At 69.2% G+C, this 20,623-nt stretch carries 23 protein-coding genes and 1 pseudogene; 12 read left to right on the forward strand and 12 right to left on the reverse strand.

The genetic code is table 11. From position 1 onward, the window contains the following. Window positions 1–193 precede the first annotated feature (193 nt). The 3 genes from AB1207_RS22095 (at window position 194) to AB1207_RS22105 (ending at window position 1,741) form a co-directional block, all read left to right on the forward strand. The gene (locus AB1207_RS22095) at window positions 194–937 is read left to right on the forward strand and encodes a hypothetical protein (RefSeq protein WP_367640798.1); all 744 of its coding nucleotides are present in this window, start codon (window positions 194–196) and stop codon (window positions 935–937) included. A gap of 114 nt (window positions 938–1,051) precedes the next feature. Continuing rightward, a complete protein-coding gene (locus AB1207_RS22100) occupies window positions 1,052–1,315 on the forward strand; it encodes a cold shock domain-containing protein (RefSeq protein ID WP_367640799.1) in 264 nt (87 codons plus the stop codon). Between the two features lie 123 nt (window positions 1,316–1,438). Next, window positions 1,439–1,741 (forward strand): immunity protein CdiI family protein, encoded by a 303-nt coding sequence (locus tag AB1207_RS22105; protein ID WP_367640801.1) that lies wholly within the window; start codon window positions 1,439–1,441, stop codon window positions 1,739–1,741. A gap of 69 nt (window positions 1,742–1,810) precedes the next feature. On the opposite strand, the gene AB1207_RS22110 is transcribed toward AB1207_RS22105, so the two are convergent. After that, entirely contained in the window at window positions 1,811–2,380 is a 570-nt protein-coding gene (locus AB1207_RS22110; protein ID WP_367640803.1) for a nucleotidyltransferase family protein, read from the reverse strand. 132 nt (window positions 2,381–2,512) lie between these two features. Here AB1207_RS22110 and AB1207_RS22115 point away from each other — a divergent pair, with 132 nt between their 5' ends. From AB1207_RS22115 to AB1207_RS22125, 3 genes are all read left to right on the forward strand, one after another. Beyond that, window positions 2,513–2,914: a hypothetical protein gene (locus AB1207_RS22115; protein ID WP_367640804.1), complete on the forward strand. Its 402-nt coding sequence runs from the start codon at window positions 2,513–2,515 to the stop codon at window positions 2,912–2,914. 240 nt (window positions 2,915–3,154) lie between these two features. Then, window positions 3,155–3,694, forward strand: a complete 540-nt coding sequence (locus tag AB1207_RS22120; protein ID WP_367640806.1) for an RNA polymerase sigma factor — start codon at window positions 3,155–3,157, stop codon at window positions 3,692–3,694. Further along, on the forward strand, window positions 3,691–4,383 hold the full coding sequence (locus AB1207_RS22125; protein ID WP_367640807.1) for a hypothetical protein: 693 nt from the start codon (window positions 3,691–3,693) through the stop codon (window positions 4,381–4,383). The genes AB1207_RS22120 and AB1207_RS22125 overlap by 4 nt, the downstream gene beginning before the upstream one ends. A gap of 63 nt (window positions 4,384–4,446) precedes the next feature. On the opposite strand, the gene AB1207_RS22130 is transcribed toward AB1207_RS22125, so the two are convergent. Together AB1207_RS22130 and AB1207_RS22135 are read right to left on the reverse strand one after the other, a co-directional pair. Continuing rightward, the gene (locus AB1207_RS22130) at window positions 4,447–5,274 is read right to left on the reverse strand and encodes an alpha/beta fold hydrolase (RefSeq protein ID WP_437179005.1); all 828 of its coding nucleotides are present in this window, start codon (window positions 5,272–5,274) and stop codon (window positions 4,447–4,449) included. A 142-nt stretch (window positions 5,275–5,416) separates the two neighbouring features. Continuing rightward, a complete protein-coding gene (locus tag AB1207_RS22135) occupies window positions 5,417–6,490 on the reverse strand; it encodes a hypothetical protein (protein WP_367640810.1) in 1,074 nt (357 codons plus the stop codon). 567 nt (window positions 6,491–7,057) lie between these two features. Here AB1207_RS22135 and AB1207_RS22140 point away from each other — a divergent pair. The 3 genes from AB1207_RS22140 to AB1207_RS22150 all read left to right on the forward strand — a co-directional run bounded on the left by AB1207_RS22140 (window position 7,058) and on the right by AB1207_RS22150 (window position 11,207). Continuing rightward, on the forward strand, window positions 7,058–7,267 hold the full coding sequence (locus tag AB1207_RS22140; RefSeq protein WP_367640811.1) for a hypothetical protein: 210 nt from the start codon (window positions 7,058–7,060) through the stop codon (window positions 7,265–7,267). 395 nt (window positions 7,268–7,662) lie between these two features. Beyond that, window positions 7,663–8,700: a tyrosine-type recombinase/integrase gene (locus AB1207_RS22145; RefSeq protein WP_367640813.1), complete on the forward strand. Its 1,038-nt coding sequence runs from the start codon at window positions 7,663–7,665 to the stop codon at window positions 8,698–8,700. A gap of 200 nt (window positions 8,701–8,900) precedes the next feature. Beyond that, entirely contained in the window at window positions 8,901–11,207 is a 2,307-nt protein-coding gene (locus tag AB1207_RS22150; protein WP_367640815.1) for a tyrosine-type recombinase/integrase, read from the forward strand. Here AB1207_RS22150 and AB1207_RS22155 read toward each other — a convergent pair. After that, a pseudogene (locus AB1207_RS22155) lies at window positions 11,197–11,430 on the reverse strand (metal-sensitive transcriptional regulator); the annotation flags it as partial. The gene AB1207_RS22150 and the pseudogene AB1207_RS22155 sit on opposite strands and share 11 nt — an antisense overlap. Before the next feature lie 29 nt (window positions 11,431–11,459). Here AB1207_RS22155 and AB1207_RS22160 point away from each other — a divergent pair. Then, window positions 11,460–12,260, forward strand: a complete 801-nt coding sequence (locus AB1207_RS22160; RefSeq protein ID WP_367640816.1) for a uracil-DNA glycosylase family protein — start codon at window positions 11,460–11,462, stop codon at window positions 12,258–12,260. A gap of 23 nt (window positions 12,261–12,283) precedes the next feature. Here the strand turns inward: AB1207_RS22160 and AB1207_RS22165 are convergent, their stop codons facing one another. The 4 genes from AB1207_RS22165 to AB1207_RS22180 form a co-directional block, all read right to left on the reverse strand. After that, window positions 12,284–13,060, reverse strand: coding sequence for a CDP-alcohol phosphatidyltransferase family protein (locus AB1207_RS22165; RefSeq protein WP_367640818.1), 777 nt, complete (start codon window positions 13,058–13,060; stop codon window positions 12,284–12,286). Next, window positions 13,057–13,503 (reverse strand): YidH family protein, encoded by a 447-nt coding sequence (locus tag AB1207_RS22170; RefSeq protein WP_367640820.1) that lies wholly within the window; start codon window positions 13,501–13,503, stop codon window positions 13,057–13,059. The genes AB1207_RS22165 and AB1207_RS22170 overlap by 4 nt, the downstream gene beginning before the upstream one ends. Then, on the reverse strand, window positions 13,431–14,594 hold the full coding sequence (locus AB1207_RS22175; protein ID WP_367640912.1) for a sulfite oxidase: 1,164 nt from the start codon (window positions 14,592–14,594) through the stop codon (window positions 13,431–13,433). Before AB1207_RS22175 ends, AB1207_RS22170 begins: the two co-directional genes overlap by 73 nt. A 96-nt stretch (window positions 14,595–14,690) precedes the next feature. Continuing rightward, window positions 14,691–15,635, reverse strand: coding sequence for a LysR family transcriptional regulator (locus tag AB1207_RS22180; protein ID WP_367640821.1), 945 nt, complete (start codon window positions 15,633–15,635; stop codon window positions 14,691–14,693). Between the two features lie 152 nt (window positions 15,636–15,787). Between AB1207_RS22180 and AB1207_RS22185 the strand changes: the two genes are divergently transcribed. Next, window positions 15,788–16,975 carry a TDT family transporter gene (locus AB1207_RS22185; RefSeq protein WP_367640823.1) on the forward strand — a complete coding sequence of 396 codons (1,188 nt, stop codon included), beginning with the start codon at window positions 15,788–15,790 and terminating at the stop codon, window positions 16,973–16,975. Between the two features lie 234 nt (window positions 16,976–17,209). Further along, window positions 17,210–17,587, forward strand: a complete 378-nt coding sequence (locus AB1207_RS22190) for a hypothetical protein (RefSeq protein WP_367640824.1) — start codon at window positions 17,210–17,212, stop codon at window positions 17,585–17,587. A 101-nt stretch (window positions 17,588–17,688) separates the two neighbouring features. Here the strand turns inward: AB1207_RS22190 and AB1207_RS22195 are convergent, their stop codons facing one another. The 4 genes from AB1207_RS22195 to AB1207_RS22210 form a co-directional block, all read right to left on the reverse strand. After that, entirely contained in the window at window positions 17,689–18,195 is a 507-nt protein-coding gene (locus AB1207_RS22195) for a universal stress protein (RefSeq protein ID WP_367640826.1), read from the reverse strand. A gap of 20 nt (window positions 18,196–18,215) precedes the next feature. Beyond that, window positions 18,216–18,593 carry a fluoride efflux transporter CrcB gene (gene crcB, locus AB1207_RS22200; protein ID WP_367640827.1) on the reverse strand — a complete coding sequence of 126 codons (378 nt, stop codon included), beginning with the start codon at window positions 18,591–18,593 and terminating at the stop codon, window positions 18,216–18,218. A gap of 5 nt (window positions 18,594–18,598) precedes the next feature. Beyond that, on the reverse strand, window positions 18,599–19,153 hold the full coding sequence (locus tag AB1207_RS22205; protein WP_367640829.1) for a fluoride efflux transporter FluC: 555 nt from the start codon (window positions 19,151–19,153) through the stop codon (window positions 18,599–18,601). A gap of 395 nt (window positions 19,154–19,548) precedes the next feature. Further along, complete coding sequence (locus AB1207_RS22210; protein WP_367640831.1) at window positions 19,549–20,304, reverse strand: hypothetical protein; 756 nt, start codon at window positions 20,302–20,304, stop codon at window positions 19,549–19,551. Window positions 20,305–20,623 lie beyond the last annotated feature (319 nt).

A 20,623-nucleotide genomic window follows, 5' to 3' on the forward strand; every position in this document is an offset into this window, starting at 1 on the left:
TAGGGCTGCGGTGCGCGACCTGCTCGTGGCTGAGGTCAACGCCACAGCAGCGCGCCCGGCAGGCTTGCCCTCAACGTCCACCGAGGGGCCGGATGAGCACCGACCGGCCGCGGCGACAGCCCGGCCACCCAGGCCGCGCAGGCCGCGGCCGGCGAGGCGCCGCATCGCCGTGGGGCTCGCCTCTGCCGCGGCGGTGAGCGTGCTGGCGGCGGTGATGCTGGCCGGGGACCCCACCGCTCCGGCCAGCTACGCCACCTGGACCGCAGCCCCCAGCCCCGCGCCGGCTGCCGGCAATTCCGAGGAGGACGGAACCTGGGATCGCGTGCTCGGGTTCTTCGGCGTGGGTGGCATCCAGACTCAAGCCTCCCAGTGCGAGGACCTCACCGGCGGCAGTGTCGGCATCGAAGGCGTGCCCCGGCGTGAACGTGACGCGGCCCAGCGCAGCGTCCTGGTCGACCGCCGCGGGGATTGGACCTTCTGCGTTGACGTCATCAAGGGCGCCGGCACCGCAAACGATCCGCTCATCGTGATGAACGGGCTGAAGGCGGACAAGCCCATTCCCGAAGGCATCGTGGCCAGCAACAACACCACCGTGTGGGACAAGCCGTACACCTGGCCCGCTGGTGCCAACATCAGCGTGCTGGGCGGTAACCCCTTCGCCGCACCCGACGTCGACGCCGAGAAGGAGAGCTACTCCCTGGTTGGTGGGGCCGGCCCAGACGTGACTGGGGTGGACATCAACTTGGCCGATGGAACCGTCGTCACCGCGACCGTCCATGAGGACTACTGGGCTGCGTGGTGGCCCGGAACCGTGACAACGGCCCGGATCAACACCCTCACCATCAGCACGACCAGTGGTGAGCGCTACGACGTGGACCCTCGCACCATCGACCTGCCCTGGGAGCAGTACGGCGCCTCCACCACGCCGTGGCCCTGACCGTTGGATGTGAGGAGCGCACACGCGGTCATGGCGATGGCCGCGCGGTCCCGTCTGCGTGGTTGATTCCCGTCTGGCAGTCGTTGAGGGCATGGTGTTGATGTGGCACGAGGCGTGGTCAAGTGGTTCCGAGCAGGGAAGGGCACCGGCGCCATCAGCAGTTCTGAGTTGCCCCCAGGGCGCGACGCGTGGGTGCACCTCAGCATGATCGAAGGACCGGGACCCCTCACTTTGGAGATCGGCGAGGCGGTGGACTTCGAGTACGAAGCCGCCCAGCAGGACAGCTTCGACTTCCGAGCCACCCGGGTCCAACGCGTCACCGCCGATGACGTGCCGGTAGCGGGCCGCCCGGCCCGCTCGAAAGGACGATCTCGGTGACGCGCACGTCTTACCGCGAGGGCGGTACGCCAGAGTCAGAATGGGCTGACGTCGACGCCAAGGACTGTGCGGCGCGAAGATCGTTCCATGGATGAGTCCTACCGCCCTCGTGCTCTGCGGGTGATGGCTGAGTACGGGGAGCAGGACCCGGCCTGGGACAGCGACATCGAGCACATGGGGCCGGTCACGCTGGCCGAGCTCGGCGTCAGCGAGGACCTCGTCCGGCGGCTGCGCGGGTGGAACGAGCGGTTTAACGCCATCGCCTTGACCGACTTCCGCTTCGGCAGCGCAGCCGTGGAGGACGCGTGGGCCGATGAAGGACTGCGTCTGGCCTACGAGCTGCAGAACGAGCTGTCGGACATCGTGATCAGCTACGTCCACGACGACGACCCGCGGCCCCTGCGAGACCGCCGCGGGCCAGGGTGAGCATCACCCGCACACGCCGCGGTGCGCGCGGCGCACGGTCATCCCGCTGTCGTGACGTTCGCGCTGAGCTCATGGCCAGGGCTCCACGACCAGATGAGGCCACTGCTGGGCCCACCGCTGGGCCTTGGTCTCGTAGACCTCCCGGGGTGCCAGGACCGGGTTCGGTCGCAGGCGCATGGAGAACAGGTCGCTGTAGCCGTGCGGCGCGTAGACAAGCAGCTGATCCTCGGCGGTGGTGACGCCGAAGCAGCAGGTCGTCGAGGCGAAGTGGTCGATGGCGTCGGTGGCGCTGGTGAAGGGTGCGGCGGGGACGCCGAAGTGTTCCTCGTACCAGAGGTGCACGCGTGCTTCGTTGCGGACCTCGACAGTGACGTCGAGGTCCGCGAACAGGTGGCTCGCGCGTTGGATGACGGCGTCTTCCGCCTCGTAGGACAGGTCGGCGGGGTCGAAGTAGAAGAGGTCGTAGTCGTTGATGCCCGCACCTGGATCCCGTTCCTCCAGGGCGTTCCAGACGGTCTGGAAGACCGCCCCGGCGGTCAGCCACCACTCGTCGAGCCCGAGCTGAGGTGCTCGCTGCAGCAGGATGCGGTTGACCGGGTTGGTCAGCACGAGGTCGAGAAAGCGGGCTTGATCGTCCACCGCGTCAGTGTGTCCGATCCTGGCACGCCGTTCGGTGACGACTTCACGGTCATCCCGCGGTACGCGCGGAGCGCACGGCGCCCGACCTGGCCCACGCTCCTGGTCCAACCCGACGCTGACAGGCTGCATCACGTGCTGTCGAAGCGATGGGCCCGCGAACCACGATGGGTGCAAGCAGCCGCCACCGCCTTGGTGCTGCTGCTGACCTGGGGAGGCCTGCAGCACCTCCTGGACTTCATCACCGGCGGCTGGCCCCCCTACGCCTACGCCCCCCGGTGGCTTGCGGCCTACTGGAGCGCCCTGCTCCTCCTGGACCCCTTGGCCGCCGTCCTCATCACCCGCCGCCACCACGCCGGCATGCTCCTGGCCCCGCTCATCCTGCTCACCGACGCCGCCGCGAACGGCTACGCCATCCACGCCCTGGGCCTCGGCGGCCCACTGGCCCCGATCGGGCACGGCGTCGTGAGCATCCTGGCCATCGCCAGCACAGCGCTGACCCCGCGGCTGCTGCGACCTGCGAACGGCCCGGCCTGAGCAGGGCGATCAGGCTCCCCAGGTGCCTGCATCACGAGGGGCCGCTACAGCGATCGCACTGTCATCCCGCGGTGCGGGACTGTCATTGACCTCAAAGTCGCCGCAAAGTGCCGGCCGTCCCGCGGTGCGCGCGGACGCACGGTCATCTCGCGGTGCGGACTTGGGGACTCCGGCAGACCGCCCCGTGCAACCCCCCAGCCCGACTGCGGCGTACATGCTGGCGACAGGGAGGAGGGCGCGGTGCACCTCAACTACGACGACGACAACGTGGCAACGTTCGACGCCTTCGCGGCCGCTGTCATGCCCCGACTACGCCACATCGCCTATGCCTGGTGTCACGACTGGCACCACAGCGACGACGTCGTCCAAGACACCATGGAACGCCTCTACGCTGCCTGGCCCCGTGTCCACCGCGGCGGCCAGGAGTACGCCTACGCCCGCACCACCCTGATCCGACGGCTCATCTCCGAGAACCGCCGCGCCTGGCGACGCCACGAAAGCCTCACCCTCGACGACGTCCCCGCAGCCCGACAGCGCACCGCACCCGACGCAGCCGGCCACGCGCTGGAACGTCTGGACGCCTTGGATCTGCTGCGGCACCTCCCCGTCCGCCAGCGCGCCGTGGCCATCCTGCGTTTCCTGGAGGACGTCCCGGTCAGCGACGTCGCCGACCTACTGCAGTGCTCCGAAGGCACCGTCAAGAGCCAGGCCCACCATGCCCGCCGCTTCCTGCACCAGCACCTCACCGACCCGCACACCCCAGATGGAGCCTGGCGATGACCCACTCCCCCCACCACCACGAACGCGGCGAAGACGACACCAGGACAGGTCAGGACGTCTCCGCCGGCCTGCGCGCCGCCTTGCGTGAGCGGCCCGCCCCGCCGCCGACCTGGGACATGGCCACGATCAAGGCCCGCGGCCGGCGCCGCCGGGCCAGGGCCCGCGCCGTACCGATCGCCGCCGGGTTGCTGCTCTTCGCCGGGGTGGGCGCGGTCGCCGCCACCAGCGAGTGGCCGTGGAACACGACCACCACCGTCGCCACGTCGGGGGTGGACGCAGAAGGCAATGACCCTGACCAGGTCGTCCGCGGCTACCTCAGCGCCCGTCAGGCCGGGGACAACGCGCGCGCCTTCAGGGACTACTGGACTCCCGACGTCGGCTCGCGGCTCGACGTCACCACCGAACCCCTCCTGGTCGACCACGTCGACATCGGCCCGACTCAGACCGCACCCACCGGCGCCGCCGCCCGAGTGCAGGGCTGGCAGCAGGCCGTCACCGTCACGGTGACCCTGCACTGGGACAACGGCCCCGGCCTGAGCACAGGCAAAGCACCCTCGCCCGCACAACTGGTCCTCGTCCGCCACGGCGACGACCAGCCGTGGCGGATCTTCTCCTCTTTCGACTTCCCCGGGTACAGCGTTCCGTCCATTCCTGCCCCGCCCAGCACGGGTGAAGCCACCACCGGCTGACCCCGACGTCACGGTCATCCCGCGGTCCGAGCGGAGCGCACGGTCATCCCGCGATACAGGCGATTAGCCGGCATGTGGCGACTGATCCCCGGAAGGCACGTGGCCGGTGTCGAGGTACCGGCGCAGGAGTCGAGCCCAAGCCTGGGGCTGATCGAGGTGGACGTCGTGACCTGCGTCAGGCACGACGACGTGGCCGGTGCCCGGTCGCAACTGGAGCATCCGTTCGATTTCCGCGGCGTCGAGGTAGCTACGCTCCGCCTGCACCAGCAGGGTCGGTGCCTGCACCTGCTCCCACTCCGCCCAGCGCGCGACCTCAGCCACCGCCGCGATGGCCGCCTGCATCACGTCAGCATCGAAGCGAGGCCAGAACCCGCCGTCTCGCTCCTGCAGGTCCTGCGCCCAGGCCTGAGCGATCGGCGTCGCGTCGTGGTGGGCCACCGCCGCCTGCCGGGAGGGGAACGGCATCGGCCAGGAAGCGAACCAGTCCCCCAGCTGCTGAGAGGAGTCTTCCCCGCCACCGACCCCGCCTTCCAGCAGCACCAGACGCTGCACGAGGCGGGGATGCCACGCGGCGAGCAACAGTGCGGTGTGAGCTCCCATCGACTGCCCCACCAACGAGACGGGGCCGTCGCCGACGACGGTATCGATCAGAGCGGCAGCATCGTCGACGTAGGCGCGGCGGGAGACGTCACCCGGGCGGCGGGTGCTGTGTCCGTGGCCGCGCTGGTCTAAGGCCAGCACCCGGTAGCCGTCACTGAGCGCGGTCGCGGTGGCCACCATCTCCTGCGCGCTGCCGGCCAGGCCGTGCAGCAGCACCACCACGGGTCCAGAACCGCCGGAGTCCAAGTACGACAAGGTCACGTCCTGGTGGTGGACGTGTAGGCGCTGCACGGTGGGCTCCGATGGGTAGAGGTCTGAGCGTGGCCGACCGTAGACGAGTACCAGCCGCGACTTCATGCGACTTCATGCGACTTCACGGCCAGCCCGCGGTGCTCAGCGTGCACCATTGCGCCGCTGGGCTTGACTGACCAGCTCACAAGTGCGTGAACAGCAGCTCTCGACGTAGTCCGAGTCCGTACCGCTCGTCCGGTCGGGCGTTGCGCCTGAGCCAGTCGTCCACGGCGTTCCCGAGGACCTGGCGGCCGATCAGCCGACCGATACGCATCTCGTGGGCCAGCATCGTCGCCGATGCCAAGTTCACAATGTCTCGGGCGACCACAGAGGACTCCAGATCGTTTTGCGGTCCCTCCGTGAACATGCGCGCGTCCTCGTAGTTCGCCTTGATGCGCAGCCGAAACAGGTAGTCCACCATCGTGTGCGGCCGCACCTTGGCGATGGCCGCGGCGCGCTGGGCCGGCTTGAGGCGGCCCTTGCGCGGCCACGTCGGCTCCTTGCGACCCGCCTTGCCCTGCGCCCTTCTCGCGGTCTCTTCTGCGCGCCATGACTTCTTCTGCGCCGCGACGAGCTCAAAGCGGAGCTTGTCGAGCTTGGCGTCGATCGCGTGGGCGCGCGTGCTCGTAAGCGCCTTGGCTGCGATGTCCCAGCAGTTGTCCCGGTCGCAGGTCGTCCATGCGTGCACGTCGGCCAGCGGCCGCCCCGGCCCGTTGCGCGATCCATCTGCTGCCGACTCCTTGTGCCCTGGATCACCCATAGCGAAGCTCCACGGAGCTACCGAGAAGGCGCGGGTGATCCAGAGCGCTCCAACCTGGTCCTGCGTCCCGGGGTGGTTCGTCGGCCGTTCCCGTCCCTCCGCCGTGATCAGTGCCTGCGTCGCGCCGTAGGAGATGTAGTAGAGCTGCACCGCTCCCCAACTGTTGGCGAGCCGTATGAGGTCTTGATCGCGGGCCGTGTGACGGGTCATGTTGAGGATGAGCTCCGTACCCCACGCCCGGTTCAGGCAGTCGAGGACGAGTCCCACGTCCACCGGCTGCGGCTGCGGCTTCGTCGACGCGGGGACGCGGTTGGCGAGCGTCTGCGCCAGCGTCTCAAGGCCGCGCTCGGTCGTCGTGACGCCCGAGAAGCCAGCAAGGTGCGCGAAGGCGCTGAGGTAGTGCGAGTGCGTGCGGAACGAGCCGACAGCCTCGTCGTTGATGAACGTTTCGGTCACGAGTACATGATCGCCGAGGTAGTCGTTGTCCCTGGGGTGCACGCCTCAAACGACTTCACGGTCATCCCGCGGTGCGCGGGCGCACGGTCATCCCGCGGTGCGCGGGCGCACGGTCATCCCGCGGTGCGCGGGCGCACGGTCATCCCGCGGTGCGCGGGCGCACGGTCATCCCGCGGAACGGGTGGTAGTAGCGGCTCAGTCGCGTGACGCGGCACCCTTTCCACTGCCGGCGCGCTTGCGCGGCCACAACACGATCCACACCACCGAAGCGATGGCGGCACCCATGATCATCGACGGGACGTCCATGGTCCACCCTCTCAAGACCGCCCCGACAAGGCGCCATGACCTACCGCGGGCGAGCAGCTCATCTCGCGGTCCGCGACCTCGCGGTCATCCCGCGTTGTGCGCGCTGTCACGACGGGCGAGCGACGGCGACTCCGCTCTACGACTGTCACCGATGTCCTGAAACATGAAGTGTCACCGATGTCCTGATGCAGAGCTGTCACCGATGTCCTGATACATCACAATCACGCCCAAGCTCCGCCGTGCTGGGTGCATCCTCATGAGGTGCCCCTCATAGCGCGCTGCACCGCCACCCTTGCCGGCGATGAGCTGGTCCTGGCCATGCGCAACGGCGCCGAGCACAGCCGCATCCCCGTCGACGACACGATGGACCCTGTCGAGGCGATGGAGCGTATGCACCAGGGGACGATGCCGGTGCGTTTGCTCTGGTCTATTGACCGTACTAGCGAACACCTGATTCGCCGCGTCTGCTGAGAAGCGCTCCCAACACCTTGCGTAGATGCCATGCGGGAGCGTTGCCATGCCGGTGACCGGTCACTAGCCTCGGTCCTCGCGTCATCGCAGACGCCAGCTCTACCCCATCAGCGGGGTCCTGTCGGATCGGAGCCCTGGATGCCCGGTAGCAAAGGATCGAGTGGTCTGTCCCGTGTGACGATCTTCATGGCCCAGGTGCGTCGTACACGATGAACGCCGTTGATCGAAGGCATGAGATCGCCACCCTCCCCTTATCCAGAATCGGCACAGTCGAGCCAACCGCGAACGATTCACTGCAGGCCTTCACCTGGCGATGTCCGCAGTGGCCTCGAGCTGCCGATGCCGTCAACGGATACCTACGTCAGCTACAGAGCAGCGACGCCCGACCAAGCACCTTGCGTTCCTACGCCTACGACGTACAGCGGTGGTTGAGGTTTCTCCGATCCATCAACGTCGAGTTTGACGAGGCGTCACAGTTCGACTACTACGACTTCCGCACCTTCCTCAGGCACCACGGCAAAGACCACGGCGCCAGACGGTCCCGCGGACCACAGTTCGCGCAGCGCAACCTCACGACGGGCAAGGTGCACGCCCACGCCAGCGAGTTCGGACTGGCCACTCTGCAGCACTCACGTACCGTTCTGCACGAGTGGTACGAGTTCCTCCACGACGTCACCGGCGCACCGTTGACCAACCCGATCCCGCATTCCTACCGGCGGGAGCGAGGTCACCAGCGGATCCATGAGCACCACAACCCGATGCAGGACTTCACCGCGCACCGTCCCAGGCTGCGCGAAGGCGGCCGCAGAGTCCCCACTACCCAACCCCGATCCATGACCAACGACACCTTCGACGACTTCTGGAAGGCGCTGACCTGCCACCGAGACCGCGCGCTGGTCAAGGTGCACGTCGATACGGCGATCCGCCCCTCAGAGCTGCTGGCTCTCACCGCTGGTGATGTGGACTGGGGTAGACCGACGATCATCGTCACCAGGAAGGGCACACGGGCACGCCAGGTTCTCCCCCTATCACCCGAAGCACTGGAGTGGCTTGGGAGGTACCTCATCGAGGCGGACTACGCGCCGACGCCCGAGCAGCCGCTCTGGGTAACCAGACGGAAGCCACGCCGACCCCTGGCCTACGACGCCTACCGCCTCGTCTTCCACCGGGTGAACGCGGTCCTGCAGACCGACTGGACGCCGCACGACCTGCGCCACACCGGCCTATCCAGGATGCTCGCCGCCGGCATGCCCGCGCGCTACGTGCAGGAGATCGCCGGGCACGCGAACCCGCACACACTCACCCGGTACACCAGGCCGCACCTCGAGGAAATCATCGCCGCCCAAGCCGCGGCTCGCTCCCGCCCAGAACCCCCGCCGCCGCCCTCGGCTTACGACCCGCAGGACCTGCAGACCCTCTTCGGCGGCCGTTGATCGCTGGCATGGACCGTCGGGCCACCGAGTCGGGTCTGCCCTGAGAGGGCGGCCACCAAGGAGGCGGGATGCAGGGCACGGGGCAACCGGTCATGCACATCGTCAGCGCGGAGGTTGGCGTGGGAACAGCATGCGAGCGGGTCGGTGTCAGGGTGGGAGCTGATCATCCGAGTGCTGGGTCACCGGCCAGCCCTAGCACCATGGCCACGGTCGAGGGCTCGAGCCTGCGGCGCGCCTCGGTCGAGGCAATCGTCGAGCGCATCCTGGAGCACAACCGCAGGGAGGGCAAAGATCCCAACAACGTGCGACACCGGGTCCGTGGTGCTGAACACGTCTTGCGCTATCTCTCGACCCATGACGGCGCGTGCTGGCAGGAGCGCTGGGACTCGTCACCTCTGGCCATGGCCACCCTCAACCGGTGCCCTCAGCTCATCGTCCCCGGCTGCTCGACCCCACTCCGCGCTCGGCTCACGAGAGGTGTCTCGGTCTTGCTGTCCCTCGACGTCGTCCGTCCTGGCCTGCACTTCGTCACCGGGACCAGAGCCTGTGAGCTCTGGAAGCAGCTGCCGCTGTGGCGACAGGATGCCGATGCCGGCCTACTGCAGACCCGACGCCAAGGGACCCTGCAGTCCAGGCAGCACGCCTGCGCCCTTCTGGGGCGAGTGATGCTGCTGACCGGCAAGACGATCGCGCAGGTCAGTAGCGAGGATCTACTGCACTACAGGGCTCTCACCCGTGACGTCGCCCCGGCCTACGGCATCGAGCAGCTGTGGAACGCGCTGGCGGCGCTGCCGACCAGCCCAGTCACCGGGACCTTCCGTGCCAGTCAGCGTCCCGGCCAGCGCAGCATCGAAGAGCTGGTCGACCTGTATCCGGTCCGCAACCGTCGTGTCCGTAAGCTCTTCATCGTCTACTTCACCCGTCGGGCACCGGACCTGGACTACTCCAGCCTGCGGACCTTGGTCTTCACCTTGGTCTCCTGGTTCTGGTGCGCCGTAGAAGAGGTCGAGCCGGGAATCGACACCTTGGCCCTGGCGCCGGCGACCGTGGAGGCGTGGGTCCAGAAGGCGACGTTCAGGACTCTCCCCGGTGGTGAGCGGGTAGAGCGCCGCAACCTGCCTCATGGCTACATGACCGTCCGCAGCTTCTATCAAGACCTCCAGCGGTGGGCCCATGAGGAGCCTGAACGGTGGGCGGTGTGGGCCTGCAGGTCACCCATCACCGACCAGCATCTGGCCGGCTACCGCAAGTGGCGGCGACGCCTGACCAGCGAGATGCACCAGCGAACCCGTCACCGCGCTCCGGTTGTGACACGGCTGGCCGACGCGGCCGAGAGTTTCGCTGCCGAAGCTTCTGCGCTGCTCGAAGCTGCCGCAGCCGCAGACAGCGGGGCGGAGTTCGTTCACGACGGCGCCCACTTCCGGCGCGTGGGAGCCGGCAAGGCCGGGCAGCGGATCCGTGTCCTCCAGCTCGACGCCCCAACGGCTCAGGTGCGTGACCTGACCACCGAGGAGGAAGACGCCTTCTGGGCGTTCTGCTTGATCGAGACCCTTCGGCACACTGGGGCACGCATCGAGGAGGTCCTGGAGCTGACCCAGATGGACCTGACCCCCTACGAGCGCGACGGGCAGACCGTCGTCTTGCTGCACATCAACCCGTCCAAGACCGACCAAGAGCGGATCGTCGTCGTCCCACCTGAGCTTGCCGCCGTCTTCGCGCAGATGACGACCCGTGTCCGTCACGCCGCCGGCGGCACGGGGCAGGCGCTTCCGCTGGTCACCGCCTACGACTATGGGGAGGCGCGCGAGCTCGCCGCGCTACCGATGCTGTTCCAGCGCACCGCCGGACGTGGCGTCATGGGGGTCACCAGGCCGATGAACAGCAAGTACGTTCGCCAGGTCATCACCGCGACCTGCGATCGGGCGCGGATCACCGGCCCTGACGGGCAGGTTCTGCGCTTTACACCGCACGACTTCCGGCGGTCCTTCGCCACCGATGCCCTAGCTTCCGGGCTGCCCCCGCACATCATCGCCAAGCTCATGGGCCATGAGTCGCTGCTGACGACCCAGCAGTACATGGCCATCTTCCCTGAGGACGTCATCCGCGCTCACCGCTCCTTCGTCGCCAAGCGGCGGTCGCTGCCTGAACGTCGTGAGGAGTACCGGTCCACGACCGAGGCGGAGTGGAAGGAGTTCGAGGAGCACTTCGGCAAACGGCAGATCGCCATCGGCAACTGTTTGCGCGCTTACAGGTCTTCGTGCAGCCACGAGTACGCCTGTGAGCAGTGCAAGCTAGCCCGTCCCGACGAGGCCGCACGCCCCCGCCTCCAGCGGGTGCTGACGGGCCTGGCTGAACAGCTCACCGAGGCGCGTTCACACGAGTGGGCAGGAGAAGTTGAGCGGCTGCTCTACATCCAAGCCGCCGTCCACGACAAGCTCGCAGAGCTCGACCGGGCTCGGCGACGCAATCAGAGCGTGACCCTACCGATGCCCTCGGTCAGGACCTGACGAGTCGGGCGATGGCGGCCGACGCCTCCTTGATCTTGGCGTCGGCCTCCTGCCCGCCGTGGTGGATGGCGTCGGTGACACAGTGCGCCAGGTGTTTCCTCAGCAGGCTGAGGGCGACGGCCTCCAGCGCCTTGGTGGCCGCGGAGACCTGGGTGAGGACGTCGATGCAGTAGGCGTCCTCCTCCACCATGCGCTGCAGACCACGCACCTGGCCCTGGCATCTTCAAGGACACACCCCTGAGAAACTGCCTCGTGGCACCCCTGCAGAAACGCCCCGCCCGGAGGTCCTCGGCGGTCCCTGCGCTGCCCCTGAACGGACTCCTGGACAAGACCACGAATGACGCCGTAGATGAGGCCGCCAGATCAGCCGATGCCGCGGTTGAGCGGACCGGCGATGGCTCAGCTCACGCTGGCTGGTCGCAGAGAAGGCAGCAGCTGCACGCACCGCACGTCGCGACGCTGAACGACCTGGTTCGACGCTGGCGTGACGCTGACCCCTCGCGCCCTGTGCCCTGGTTCGATCCTGCCGATGGCGGCACAGCTGCCCGCATCATGTTGCTGCTGGAAGCTCCGGGGCCCCGCACCATGACCTCCGCAGGGTCCGGTCTGTGCTCAGAGGACAACGCCGACCCCACCAACGCCGTCATCCGCGCCCAGCGGCAGGCTGCTGGGCTACCGCGCACGTCGTGTGTGAAGTGGAACGCGCTGCCCTGGCCGATCGCCTCACCCCCGAAAGCGGCTGAGACTGCCGCCGCCGCCGAGCATCTGCGTCAGGTGCTGCAGCTGCTGCCGAACCTGGACCTGGTCATCACCTTCGGCGCCCGAGCGTTGTCGGTGCTGGGTCTGGCCTCGACCCTGGCTGAACCCACCCGAGCTCTACCGGTTCTGGCGGTACCGCACCCATCCCAACGCAACACCCATGCCCGCTACGAGGCCCTGTCGCGTCTCCAGCGAGCCTTCGTCCACGCTGCCGGCGTCGTCGGACACGACGAGGGTGTTCATCCACGAACGACACGGACCGATGCAGACAGCGCCAGTGGTAGCAGGGCCTGAGACGGGAGGGCGTGCTCTTGCAGTCAGCCAGCGTCGGCCGCATCCACCAACTGCACCCCGTCGCGGGCGAAGGAGAACACCAGCAGCGCCAGCGCGCATGCCAGCACCGTCGTGGCGGCCGCGGTCGGGACCGCCGGCACCAACGCCCCGCACAGCGCCGCGCCCTGAACGACCGCGATGACCTTGCGGGAATACCTCGGACGCGGCGTGCCGCTCAGCGGCGGCCACACCCGCGAGAGCCCCACCCACACGTAACGCATCAACCCGATCGCCAGTACCCACCAGCCCACCGTCAAGGTGGCCACGACCGACAGCACCAACAGCAGCGCTGCATCGACCTCCATGTCCAACCGCGCCCCAGCCGCGCTCGAGGTGCCGGTGCGCCGCGCCACCCACCCGTCCACCCCGTCCAGCACCAACGCGGGAACGGCCAACCCGAGGAGCCACCAAGGCCGCGGCGGCAACGTGGACACCAGCACCAGGACCGCCGTGGTGGCGCAGCCCCCCACCAGAACTGTCCGCGCCAACGTGACGCGGTCGGCGGGCCCGCTCCAGCGGTCACGCCGGGAGGCGACCGCGACAGCGGCCGCCAGGACCACCCCGATGCCGGCGATCGCCGCCGCACCGTGGGTCGCGGCCCATCCCGCGTAGAAGGCCAACCCCGCACACACCACGACCGAGATCAGCGTCGCCACGCTCGCATCACGCACCCCGGTCCCCACCACCGGCCGCGACGCCTCGGACACCTCGGACGTCTTCGCCCCGTGGTCTTGCGCGGCGCGGTCCTGCGCCGGGCTCACCGGTCCGACACCAGCAGGACCAGGGCCCCCAGCACCGCGATAACCAGCACCGCCGAAGAGATGACCGCGGTCCGGCCGCGGCTGCCGGTGACGTAGCGGTCGGCCTCGATCTGCCGGTTGACCCGGTGGTAGCGCAGCGTCCCCTGCACCACACCCGCGACCCCCACCACGACCAGAATCGATCCGGCCAGCACCGACCCGAACTTGACGTCATCGCCGAACTTGGCGATCGCCAGCCCGAACACCATGACGCTGGCTGCGGTCCGCAACCACGCCAGGTACGTCCGCTCGTTGGCCAGGTGGTCACGGGCCCGACTGCCGTTGCCGACCTCGTGCTGGATTCGATGTGCCCCGGAGTCTTCCAACTTTTTCAGCCAGTCCTTCCTCGGTGGTGGACCTGCACCGACGGCCAGGAGTTGTTGACGTACCCCTTGGGGTTCCACAGGTCGGCGGCCTCACGGGGCTGCAGCGCACCGGTGTCGTCCCAGGCCCGAGCCACCACGGAGATCACCTCCGAACCGGGGACGACCACGTCGCTAACCCGGCAGGTCCAGTGCTGCCACGTCCAGTCGCTGAGCGGTTCCTCGAGGTCGGCCTGGCGCCAGTTCCGGCCGCCGTCGACCGAGACGTCGACCCGAGCCACCCGACGGTCCTGACCGGCGAAGGCGTACCCCGCCACGGAGAAACCCTCGGTCAGGTCCACGGCGTCTCCCTGGACGGGGCTGAGGATCTCGCAGTTCAAAGCCACCGGTCCCAGCGACAAGCCGTCTCCCGGGCCGGCCTCGCCAGGATCGGCCTCCGGTGGCAGCAACCGGTAGGCGGTGGCCTGGAAGTAGTCCGGCGACGGTTCGGCGCTGAGGACGATGCTGGTCAACCACTTCACGCTGCGGGCGCCGATCCATCCCGGCACCACCACCCGCAACGGAGCACCGTGGACAGGGGTCAGAGGTTCCCCGTTCATCTCCCACGCCAGCAGCACCTCCGGCGACATCGCCTTGTCCAGGGGAATGGAACCGCCGTAGGCCTGCGGAGGGTCGGCGAGCTGGGAGACGTCCGGGGCGTTGAAGCACACGTGCCCCGCCCCGCTCGTGTGCTCAGACCCGCTCGCGCCCTCAGACCCGGTCGTGCCTTCGGACCCGCGACCGGCCTCGACGCCGACCGATGCCAAGCCGACCGATGCCAGTACGTCACGAAGCCGCACTCCGGTCCACGTGGCCGTCGACGTGGCCCCACCGGCCCACGGGTCCTCCCCGGGGATGTCACGCACCGTCAAGAAGCCGGCCCGGCGGTTACCGGCGCACTGCAACGTCGCCGCCACGGTGACCGCCTCGAAACCCTCCTGCAGCTCAGCCAACGACAGCTCGCGCTCGTGCTCGAGGAGACCGCCGATGCGCAGCCGCCAGCGGTCGGGGTCGATCTGGGGGATGGGGCCGTGGTTGCGGGAGTAGAACGTGTCCGTCGCCGTGATCGGCTCACCCAGCAGGGCTGCCGGAGGCGATTCGGCGTTGTAGGGGTGCTCCTCGTGAACGATCATGTCCTCGCGCTTGCCCCAGACACCCACGGATACGCCTCCCGGCCTCACGCTCAACGGTCTGGGGTGATGCTGCCACAGCACAAGACGGCGGGCACCTCAGCCGGTGCGCGCCACGATGGCCAGCAGATCGCGTGCCGGTCCGGTCGGGGTGGTCCCAAGCGGCCACACCGCCCGCAGCAGCCGCCGCAAGTCCACCCCGAGGACTGGCACCTGCACCAACCGACCCGCACGTACCTCCTCGGCCACCGCGAACTCGCTCAGGACGGCCGGCCCTGCCCCGCCGAGGACGGCAGAACGGACCGCGCTGGTGGACGCCAGTTCGAGCAGCGCGGGTGCGAGACCGGTCCCGGAAGCCGACCGCGAGTCCGTGCGCGGATCGGCGTCCAGGGCCGTCCGCAACGCCGCCTCCAGGGACTGTCTGGTCCCCGAAGCCGCCTCCCGCTGGACCAGCCGCGTCGAGGCCAGTTCAGCGGCCGAGATCCCTCGCCGCCGACGCGCCCACGGATGGCCCGGGGCCACCACCACCCGTAGCCGGTCCTGCGCGACCACCGTCTCCTGCAGACCATCCGCCAGGTCCGGGCCTTCCACGAACCCCAGATCCGCCGTCCCCGACAGCACCCGCTCGGCCACGTCGACGGAGTTGATCGCCTCCAAGCTGACCGCGGTGTCGGGATGCTCGGCCGCCAACCGCACCAGCCACTGCGGCAGCAGGTACTCCGCCACCGTCAAACTGGCCGCGATCCGCACCCGGGCATCCCGTTCGACCCGTAACGCCGCGACACCGGCCTCCAGCACCTGCGCGGCAGCCAGCACCTCCCGGGCCCACGCCACCAGCAGCACCCCTTCCCGGCTCAGCGTGGCCCCCCGCGGGCTGCGCTGCAGCAACGTGACCCCCATGGCCCGCTCGGCCCGGCGCAGCCGGGCACTGACCGCCTGCTGGCTCGTGCCCGCCCGCGCCGCCGCCCGCCCCAAGCTGCCGGTCTCGGCCACCGCCACCAACAACTCCAGCGTGGCCAACTCGGGAACCCACGGCGACAGCACCCGCACACCCTACCCACTCACAACGCGATGTTAGGGGTACCCAACATCGTGGCGCCTACTACCGCGCTGAGCGTCGCGCGAACCTGGAGTACGAGAGCACGGCACCACGACGCCAGCAGCCAGCAGCAGATACGAGATGCAGAGGCAGTTCGATGACCGCCACCCCTGACACCCAGACCGACGCGAACGCGGGGACCCACGCTCAGCACCTGACCCCCCGTCAGCACGTCTCCCCCCGTCAGACCCGCCGGGTCCTGCCCGCGCTGGAACGCAAACGCGATGCCTTCGCCTTCATCACCCCCAACTGGTTCGCCGCGGCGATGGGCACCGGCATCGTCGCCAACGCCGCCATCACCCTTCCCCTGCAGATCCCCGGCCAGCGAACCTTCGCCCTGGCCGTGTGGACCCTGGACGTGGTCCTGCTCGCCGTGCTGCTCGCGGCCACCCTCGTGCACTGGGTCGCTCACCCCGCCACCGCCCGCCGCCACATCTCCCACCCGGTGATGAGCCACTTCTACGGCGCCCCACCGATGGCGATGCTCACCGTCGGTGCCGGGGCTCTCCTGGTCGGGCACGACCTGATCGGGATGCAGGCCGCCGTCACCCTGGACTGGATCCTGTGGACCGCGGGGACGGTGACGGGCCTGTTCAGCGCCGCGATCGTGCCCTACATGGCCTTTACCCGCCACGAGTACAAGCCCGAGAGCGCGTTCGGTGGGTGGTTGATGCCGATCGTGCCGCCGATGGTCTCGGCCAGCACCGGCGCCCTGCTCATCCCGCACACCCCGCCCGGTCAGGCCCGCGAGACGTTGCTGCTGGGGTGCTACACGATGTTCGGGCTCTCCCTCATCGCCAGCCTGGTGGTCATCACCCTCATCTGGAACCGCCTGACACAGCACAAGATCGGCGCCGCCGCCGCGGTCCCCACCCTGTGGATCGTGCTGGGCCCGCTGGGGCAGTCGATCACCGCCGTCGGACTGCTGGCCAACCAGGCCGGCGACGTCCTGCCCACCACCTACGCCCACGGCGCGGAAGCCCTGGCGATGTTCTACGGCCTGGCCACCTGGGGCTTCGCGATCCTGTGGCTGGCCATCGCCGCGGCCATCACCGTCCGCACCGCCCGGCAGCACCTGCCCTTCAGCCTGACGTGGTGGAGCTTCACCTTCCCCGTCGGCACGATGGTCACCGGCACCAGCGGCCTGGCCGCACGCACGCACCTGGACCTGTTCGCCGTCGCCGCGGTCGCGTTGTACGTGCTGCTGCTGGGTGCCTGGGTCACCGTCTTCACCCGCACCGCCCGCGGCGCCGCCCACGGCCGGCTCCTACTCCCCCCGGTGTGAGGGACGCTCATGGGCATCATCACCGTCCCCGGCCTGCTCTCGGCCAAGCACCCCACAACGCGGACCGAGACCCCTGGTCCCAGCTCTGCCGTCACCTCACCTCGAGTCGAGGGCGCAGGCCTGCGGACCAGACCAGAACACCGCGCGTTCTCCTCTGCTGCTGGCACGAGCCCACGCCGCGGGCCTGACCTCATGTCTGGAGCCAGTCCGCGAGCCGTCGGAGAATCGTGCGCGATGCCCACGCCGCACGCGGTTCATGCCCTCGAAGGCCAACCGGAGGCGACCGGCGCCGATGAGACCGCGGGTGGTGGCGTCGTGGTGGCCCTCACCGGACTCCCCAGCGCGCTACGGCTGGCCGCTGACGGTGCAGTCCTGCTGGATCTGCGCGCGCCCAGCGAACGGGCCGGCTCTCCGGTCCAGCACACCGTCACCGTCGAGACCTGCCGACTCGGCGAGCAAGCCGACCTCAGCGAGCCCGCCGACAGGGTGGATGTCGTCCAGGCAACGTCCGCCCGGTGGGTGATCCTGCTCGGTGGCGACCACGCCCAGCAGCAAACAGTGCTGCGCGACCTGCCACATGATTGCCCGGTGCTGCTGGTCGTCGACTGCTGAGGCGACGGGCAGCGATTCCTGGCCGTCAGGCTCCGGGCTTTCAGGATCCGGACCTTGGACCGGCCCTCGGGCGCTGTGCCTCCCAGGAGACGCCGAGGAGCTCACTCACCACCCGCGACGTCGGGGACGACCACCACGGTCGCGGCTTGCCGGGTGCTCAGGTGCAGGGCCACCGACCCGCTCAGCAAGGCGTGCACCGACCCGCGCCAGCCGACGCCGCGGCCACCGACGACCACAAACCCTGCCCCGACGTGGTCGGCCAGCTCAGCCAGCACGGTTGCCGGATCCCCCAGCAGGCCCTGCACCTGTACGTTCAGTGCACCCGCACCCGTACCGGCACCGGCATCGGCATCTGCGTCGTCAATGAACTCGGCGCACAACGCACGGACACGAGCCTCGACCTCGGCGACTTCTGGCGCCGGCGCATCATCGATCAGCGCAGCCGTGTCCGCATCCACCGGGGCGATCATCTGCGTCCCGTCCTCGCGGACTCTTTCCACGACCCGGGAGGGATCGCAGTACGCCACGATCAGAGGCACCCCGAAGGCCCGGCTCAAGGCCACCGCCTCGGACAGGACCTGCACCGGAGCGGTGGGGGTGAACCCCACGACGACGGGCCCTCGCTGCGTCACAGTTGCCATCCCAGCACCAGACCCACCGCCGCGGCTACAGCGCTGCCCAGGAAGGTGGCCACGCTGTAAGCCACAGCAGCAAGCCCCGCACGCGCCTGCGCCAACCGCAACGTCTCCACCGTGGCCGTGCTGAACGTGGTGTAGCCCCCACAGAACCCAGTACCCAGCACCGTCTTCCACACGCTGGGCGCGCCGTGACCCAACACCGCCCCGGTGACCAGCCCCAGCACCAAGGACCCGCTGACGTTGATGACCAGCGTTGCCCAGGGGAACGAGCCGGCCCAGCGGCGGCGGATCTCACCGTCGACCACGAACCGGGTCACCGCCCCTGCGGACCCGGCCAGGCAGGTGACCAGCACAACCACAGCGCTCATCCCCGTCACCCCCGTTCTTCCCGCCTTTCACGTTGCGTCTGGTTCTCATCAGCAGAACCGCCGGCGTCCGGGGAGTCCGGGTCGACCGGCAACCGGGCCAGCCGCCAACGGTGGTGCCCGGCTGCTGCCGCGATCCCACCCAGCCCCAGCAGCAGACCGACGACGACACTGCTCACCCCGTAGACGGCGGCCAGACCAGGACGGTGGGCGTGGACCAGCAGATCGGTCTCCACCGCCAACGAGCTGTACGTGGTGAACGAACCCAGGAAACCCGTCCCCACACCCAACCGGAGCAGCCGGCGGCGGCCGACGTCGTCACCGCGCCGGGCCAGCGCCTCCAGCAAGAACCCCAGCGCCGCGGTACCGACAGCGTTGACTGTGAACGTCGCCCACGGCCACTCGCCCGTCGTCACCGGCCGATACCAGGCCAGCCCGTAGCGGGCCGCAGTCCCCAGTAGCGCTCCACCGGCCACCACCAGCACCATCCGCGGCGAGAGGTGCAGCGGAGGCACCCCCTCCGGGACCCGATGGCCGTGCGGAGCAGACGCAGGAAAGGTCATGAACGCAGTCTCGCAAGGCCGGGACCGTCCCGGGACAAGGGCTCAGAGCGCAGTAGTGCAGTAGTACGGAGAAGGGAGTCACGGGGAGCTCACCAGGCACTTGCTCGCGATGGATGGTCGCGAGTCGGCCCCTGGCGCTTCGGACCCACAGCCGACGTTCAGCCATCGACTGACGGGCGCAGCTCGCCCGAAGGCGGATCGCTCAGAGTGGCCTCGCGGTCGCAGTAGTACGGAGAAGGAGTCATGAGGAGCTTGATGAGGCTCTGGCTCGCGATGGGTGGTCGCGCGTGGGGGAGTGGCGATACGGCCCGTCGGCCGACGTGCAGCGCATCGACTGAGCCCTCGATCCATACGGGAGCCAGTCATCGGCTAGCTAGCTGCTAGCAGCTAGCTAGTCAGGTCGTCGGGGAACTCGGGCTGGGCACGCTGCGGCGTCCATCGCGGGGCGCGAGCTGGGTCACCCGCGGCTCCTTGATTCCCATGAGGTGCGCGACGTCGCGATTGGTGAGGCCGGCGTCTTGCAGGGCCACGGCCAGGCGTCGCCAGCGCCCGGAGAACTCCTCCTGACGTGCGGTGGCCTCGGCCACCTGATGCCGGACTGCCTCGACGTGGGCAGTCATCGCCTGCGGGTCCAGCGCGCCGTCGTCCGGTGCGCCGGCCGCAGCAGTGTCCAGGGGGGTGCCCGGGGGTGTGTCGGAGCCCGCGAGCGCTGGGGAGTCGGTGGGTGCGGTGTCGGCGGCGGTGTCGGCGGTGGCGCGGGCGACGAGCTTGTCGACGGCGGGGCGGGAGACGCCGAGGGCCTTGGCGGTCTGGGTGGAGCTCAGGCCGCTGCGGCGTAGGGACAGGGCTAGGTGGCGCCACTGGCTGCGGGCCTGGTCGAGGGCGGCTGTGGTGGCCTCGTTCTCTGTGCGGGCTGCGCTGACCTCGGCGTGCAGGTCGGGGGGCAGGGTGCCGGGGGCCAGGGCCGCGCCGTCGCCGCCGGTCTCGACCAGGGTCGCTCCGGTGAGGGCCTGGACCTCGTCGAGGTGCCCAACGTGGCCCAGGACGTCGTCGCCGCGCAGCAGTCGCCAGTAGCGGTACTCGCGGTGCACGAGGACGTTGGCGGCGGCCGGCTGGGTCCGTGGTGCGCTTGCAGGGCGTCGTGTTGCCACAGCGGGCTCCTGTCCTGCTCCTTCGGGGAGTGGGTGCGTGTCGGGGCGCGATCGGCGCTCAGGGCGCCGCCCGCGGTGTGGATGGGCGACACAGAGGATACCCCCCTAATGATTCATGGTGCTAGGGGGTGCGGAGCGGGGCTACTGCCCACTCGACGCGGTTTCGCCCGGGAGCTGCGTGGAGCAATCGGGACGGAAGTCGGCCGAGCGGAGCTTCCCCACACCGCCCGGCCGACTGGTGGCATCTTCGCACAAGTGTTCGACTCGCGCCAGAAGTCGCTTCATTGACAGCACCGGATACTGGGCTCGATCGATCTGA

The organism is Kineococcus endophyticus (assembly GCF_040796495.1).
Classification (GTDB): domain Bacteria; phylum Actinomycetota; class Actinomycetes; order Actinomycetales; family Kineococcaceae; genus Kineococcus; species Kineococcus endophyticus.

What these genes read in the sequence shown, in the direction of transcription:
- AB1207_RS22150 (WP_367640815.1), top strand. Translation starts at nt 8,901, where the DNA reads ATGGCCACGGTCGAGGGCTCGAGCCTGCGGCGCGCCTCGGTCGAGGCA.
- AB1207_RS22105 (WP_367640801.1), top strand. Translation starts at nt 1,439, where the DNA reads ATGGCTGAGTACGGGGAGCAGGACCCGGCCTGGGACAGCGACATCGAG.
- AB1207_RS22175 (WP_367640912.1), bottom strand. Translation starts at nt 14,594, where the DNA reads ATGATCGTTCACGAGGAGCACCCCTACAACGCCGAATCGCCTCCGGCA.
- AB1207_RS22185 (WP_367640823.1), top strand. Translation starts at nt 15,788, where the DNA reads ATGACCGCCACCCCTGACACCCAGACCGACGCGAACGCGGGGACCCAC.
- crcB (WP_367640827.1), bottom strand. Translation starts at nt 18,593, where the DNA reads ATGAGCGCTGTGGTTGTGCTGGTCACCTGCCTGGCCGGGTCCGCAGGG.
- AB1207_RS22125 (WP_367640807.1), top strand. Translation starts at nt 3,691, where the DNA reads ATGACCCACTCCCCCCACCACCACGAACGCGGCGAAGACGACACCAGG.
- AB1207_RS22190 (WP_367640824.1), top strand. Translation starts at nt 17,210, where the DNA reads ATGCCCACGCCGCACGCGGTTCATGCCCTCGAAGGCCAACCGGAGGCG.
- AB1207_RS22205 (WP_367640829.1), bottom strand. Translation starts at nt 19,153, where the DNA reads ATGACCTTTCCTGCGTCTGCTCCGCACGGCCATCGGGTCCCGGAGGGG.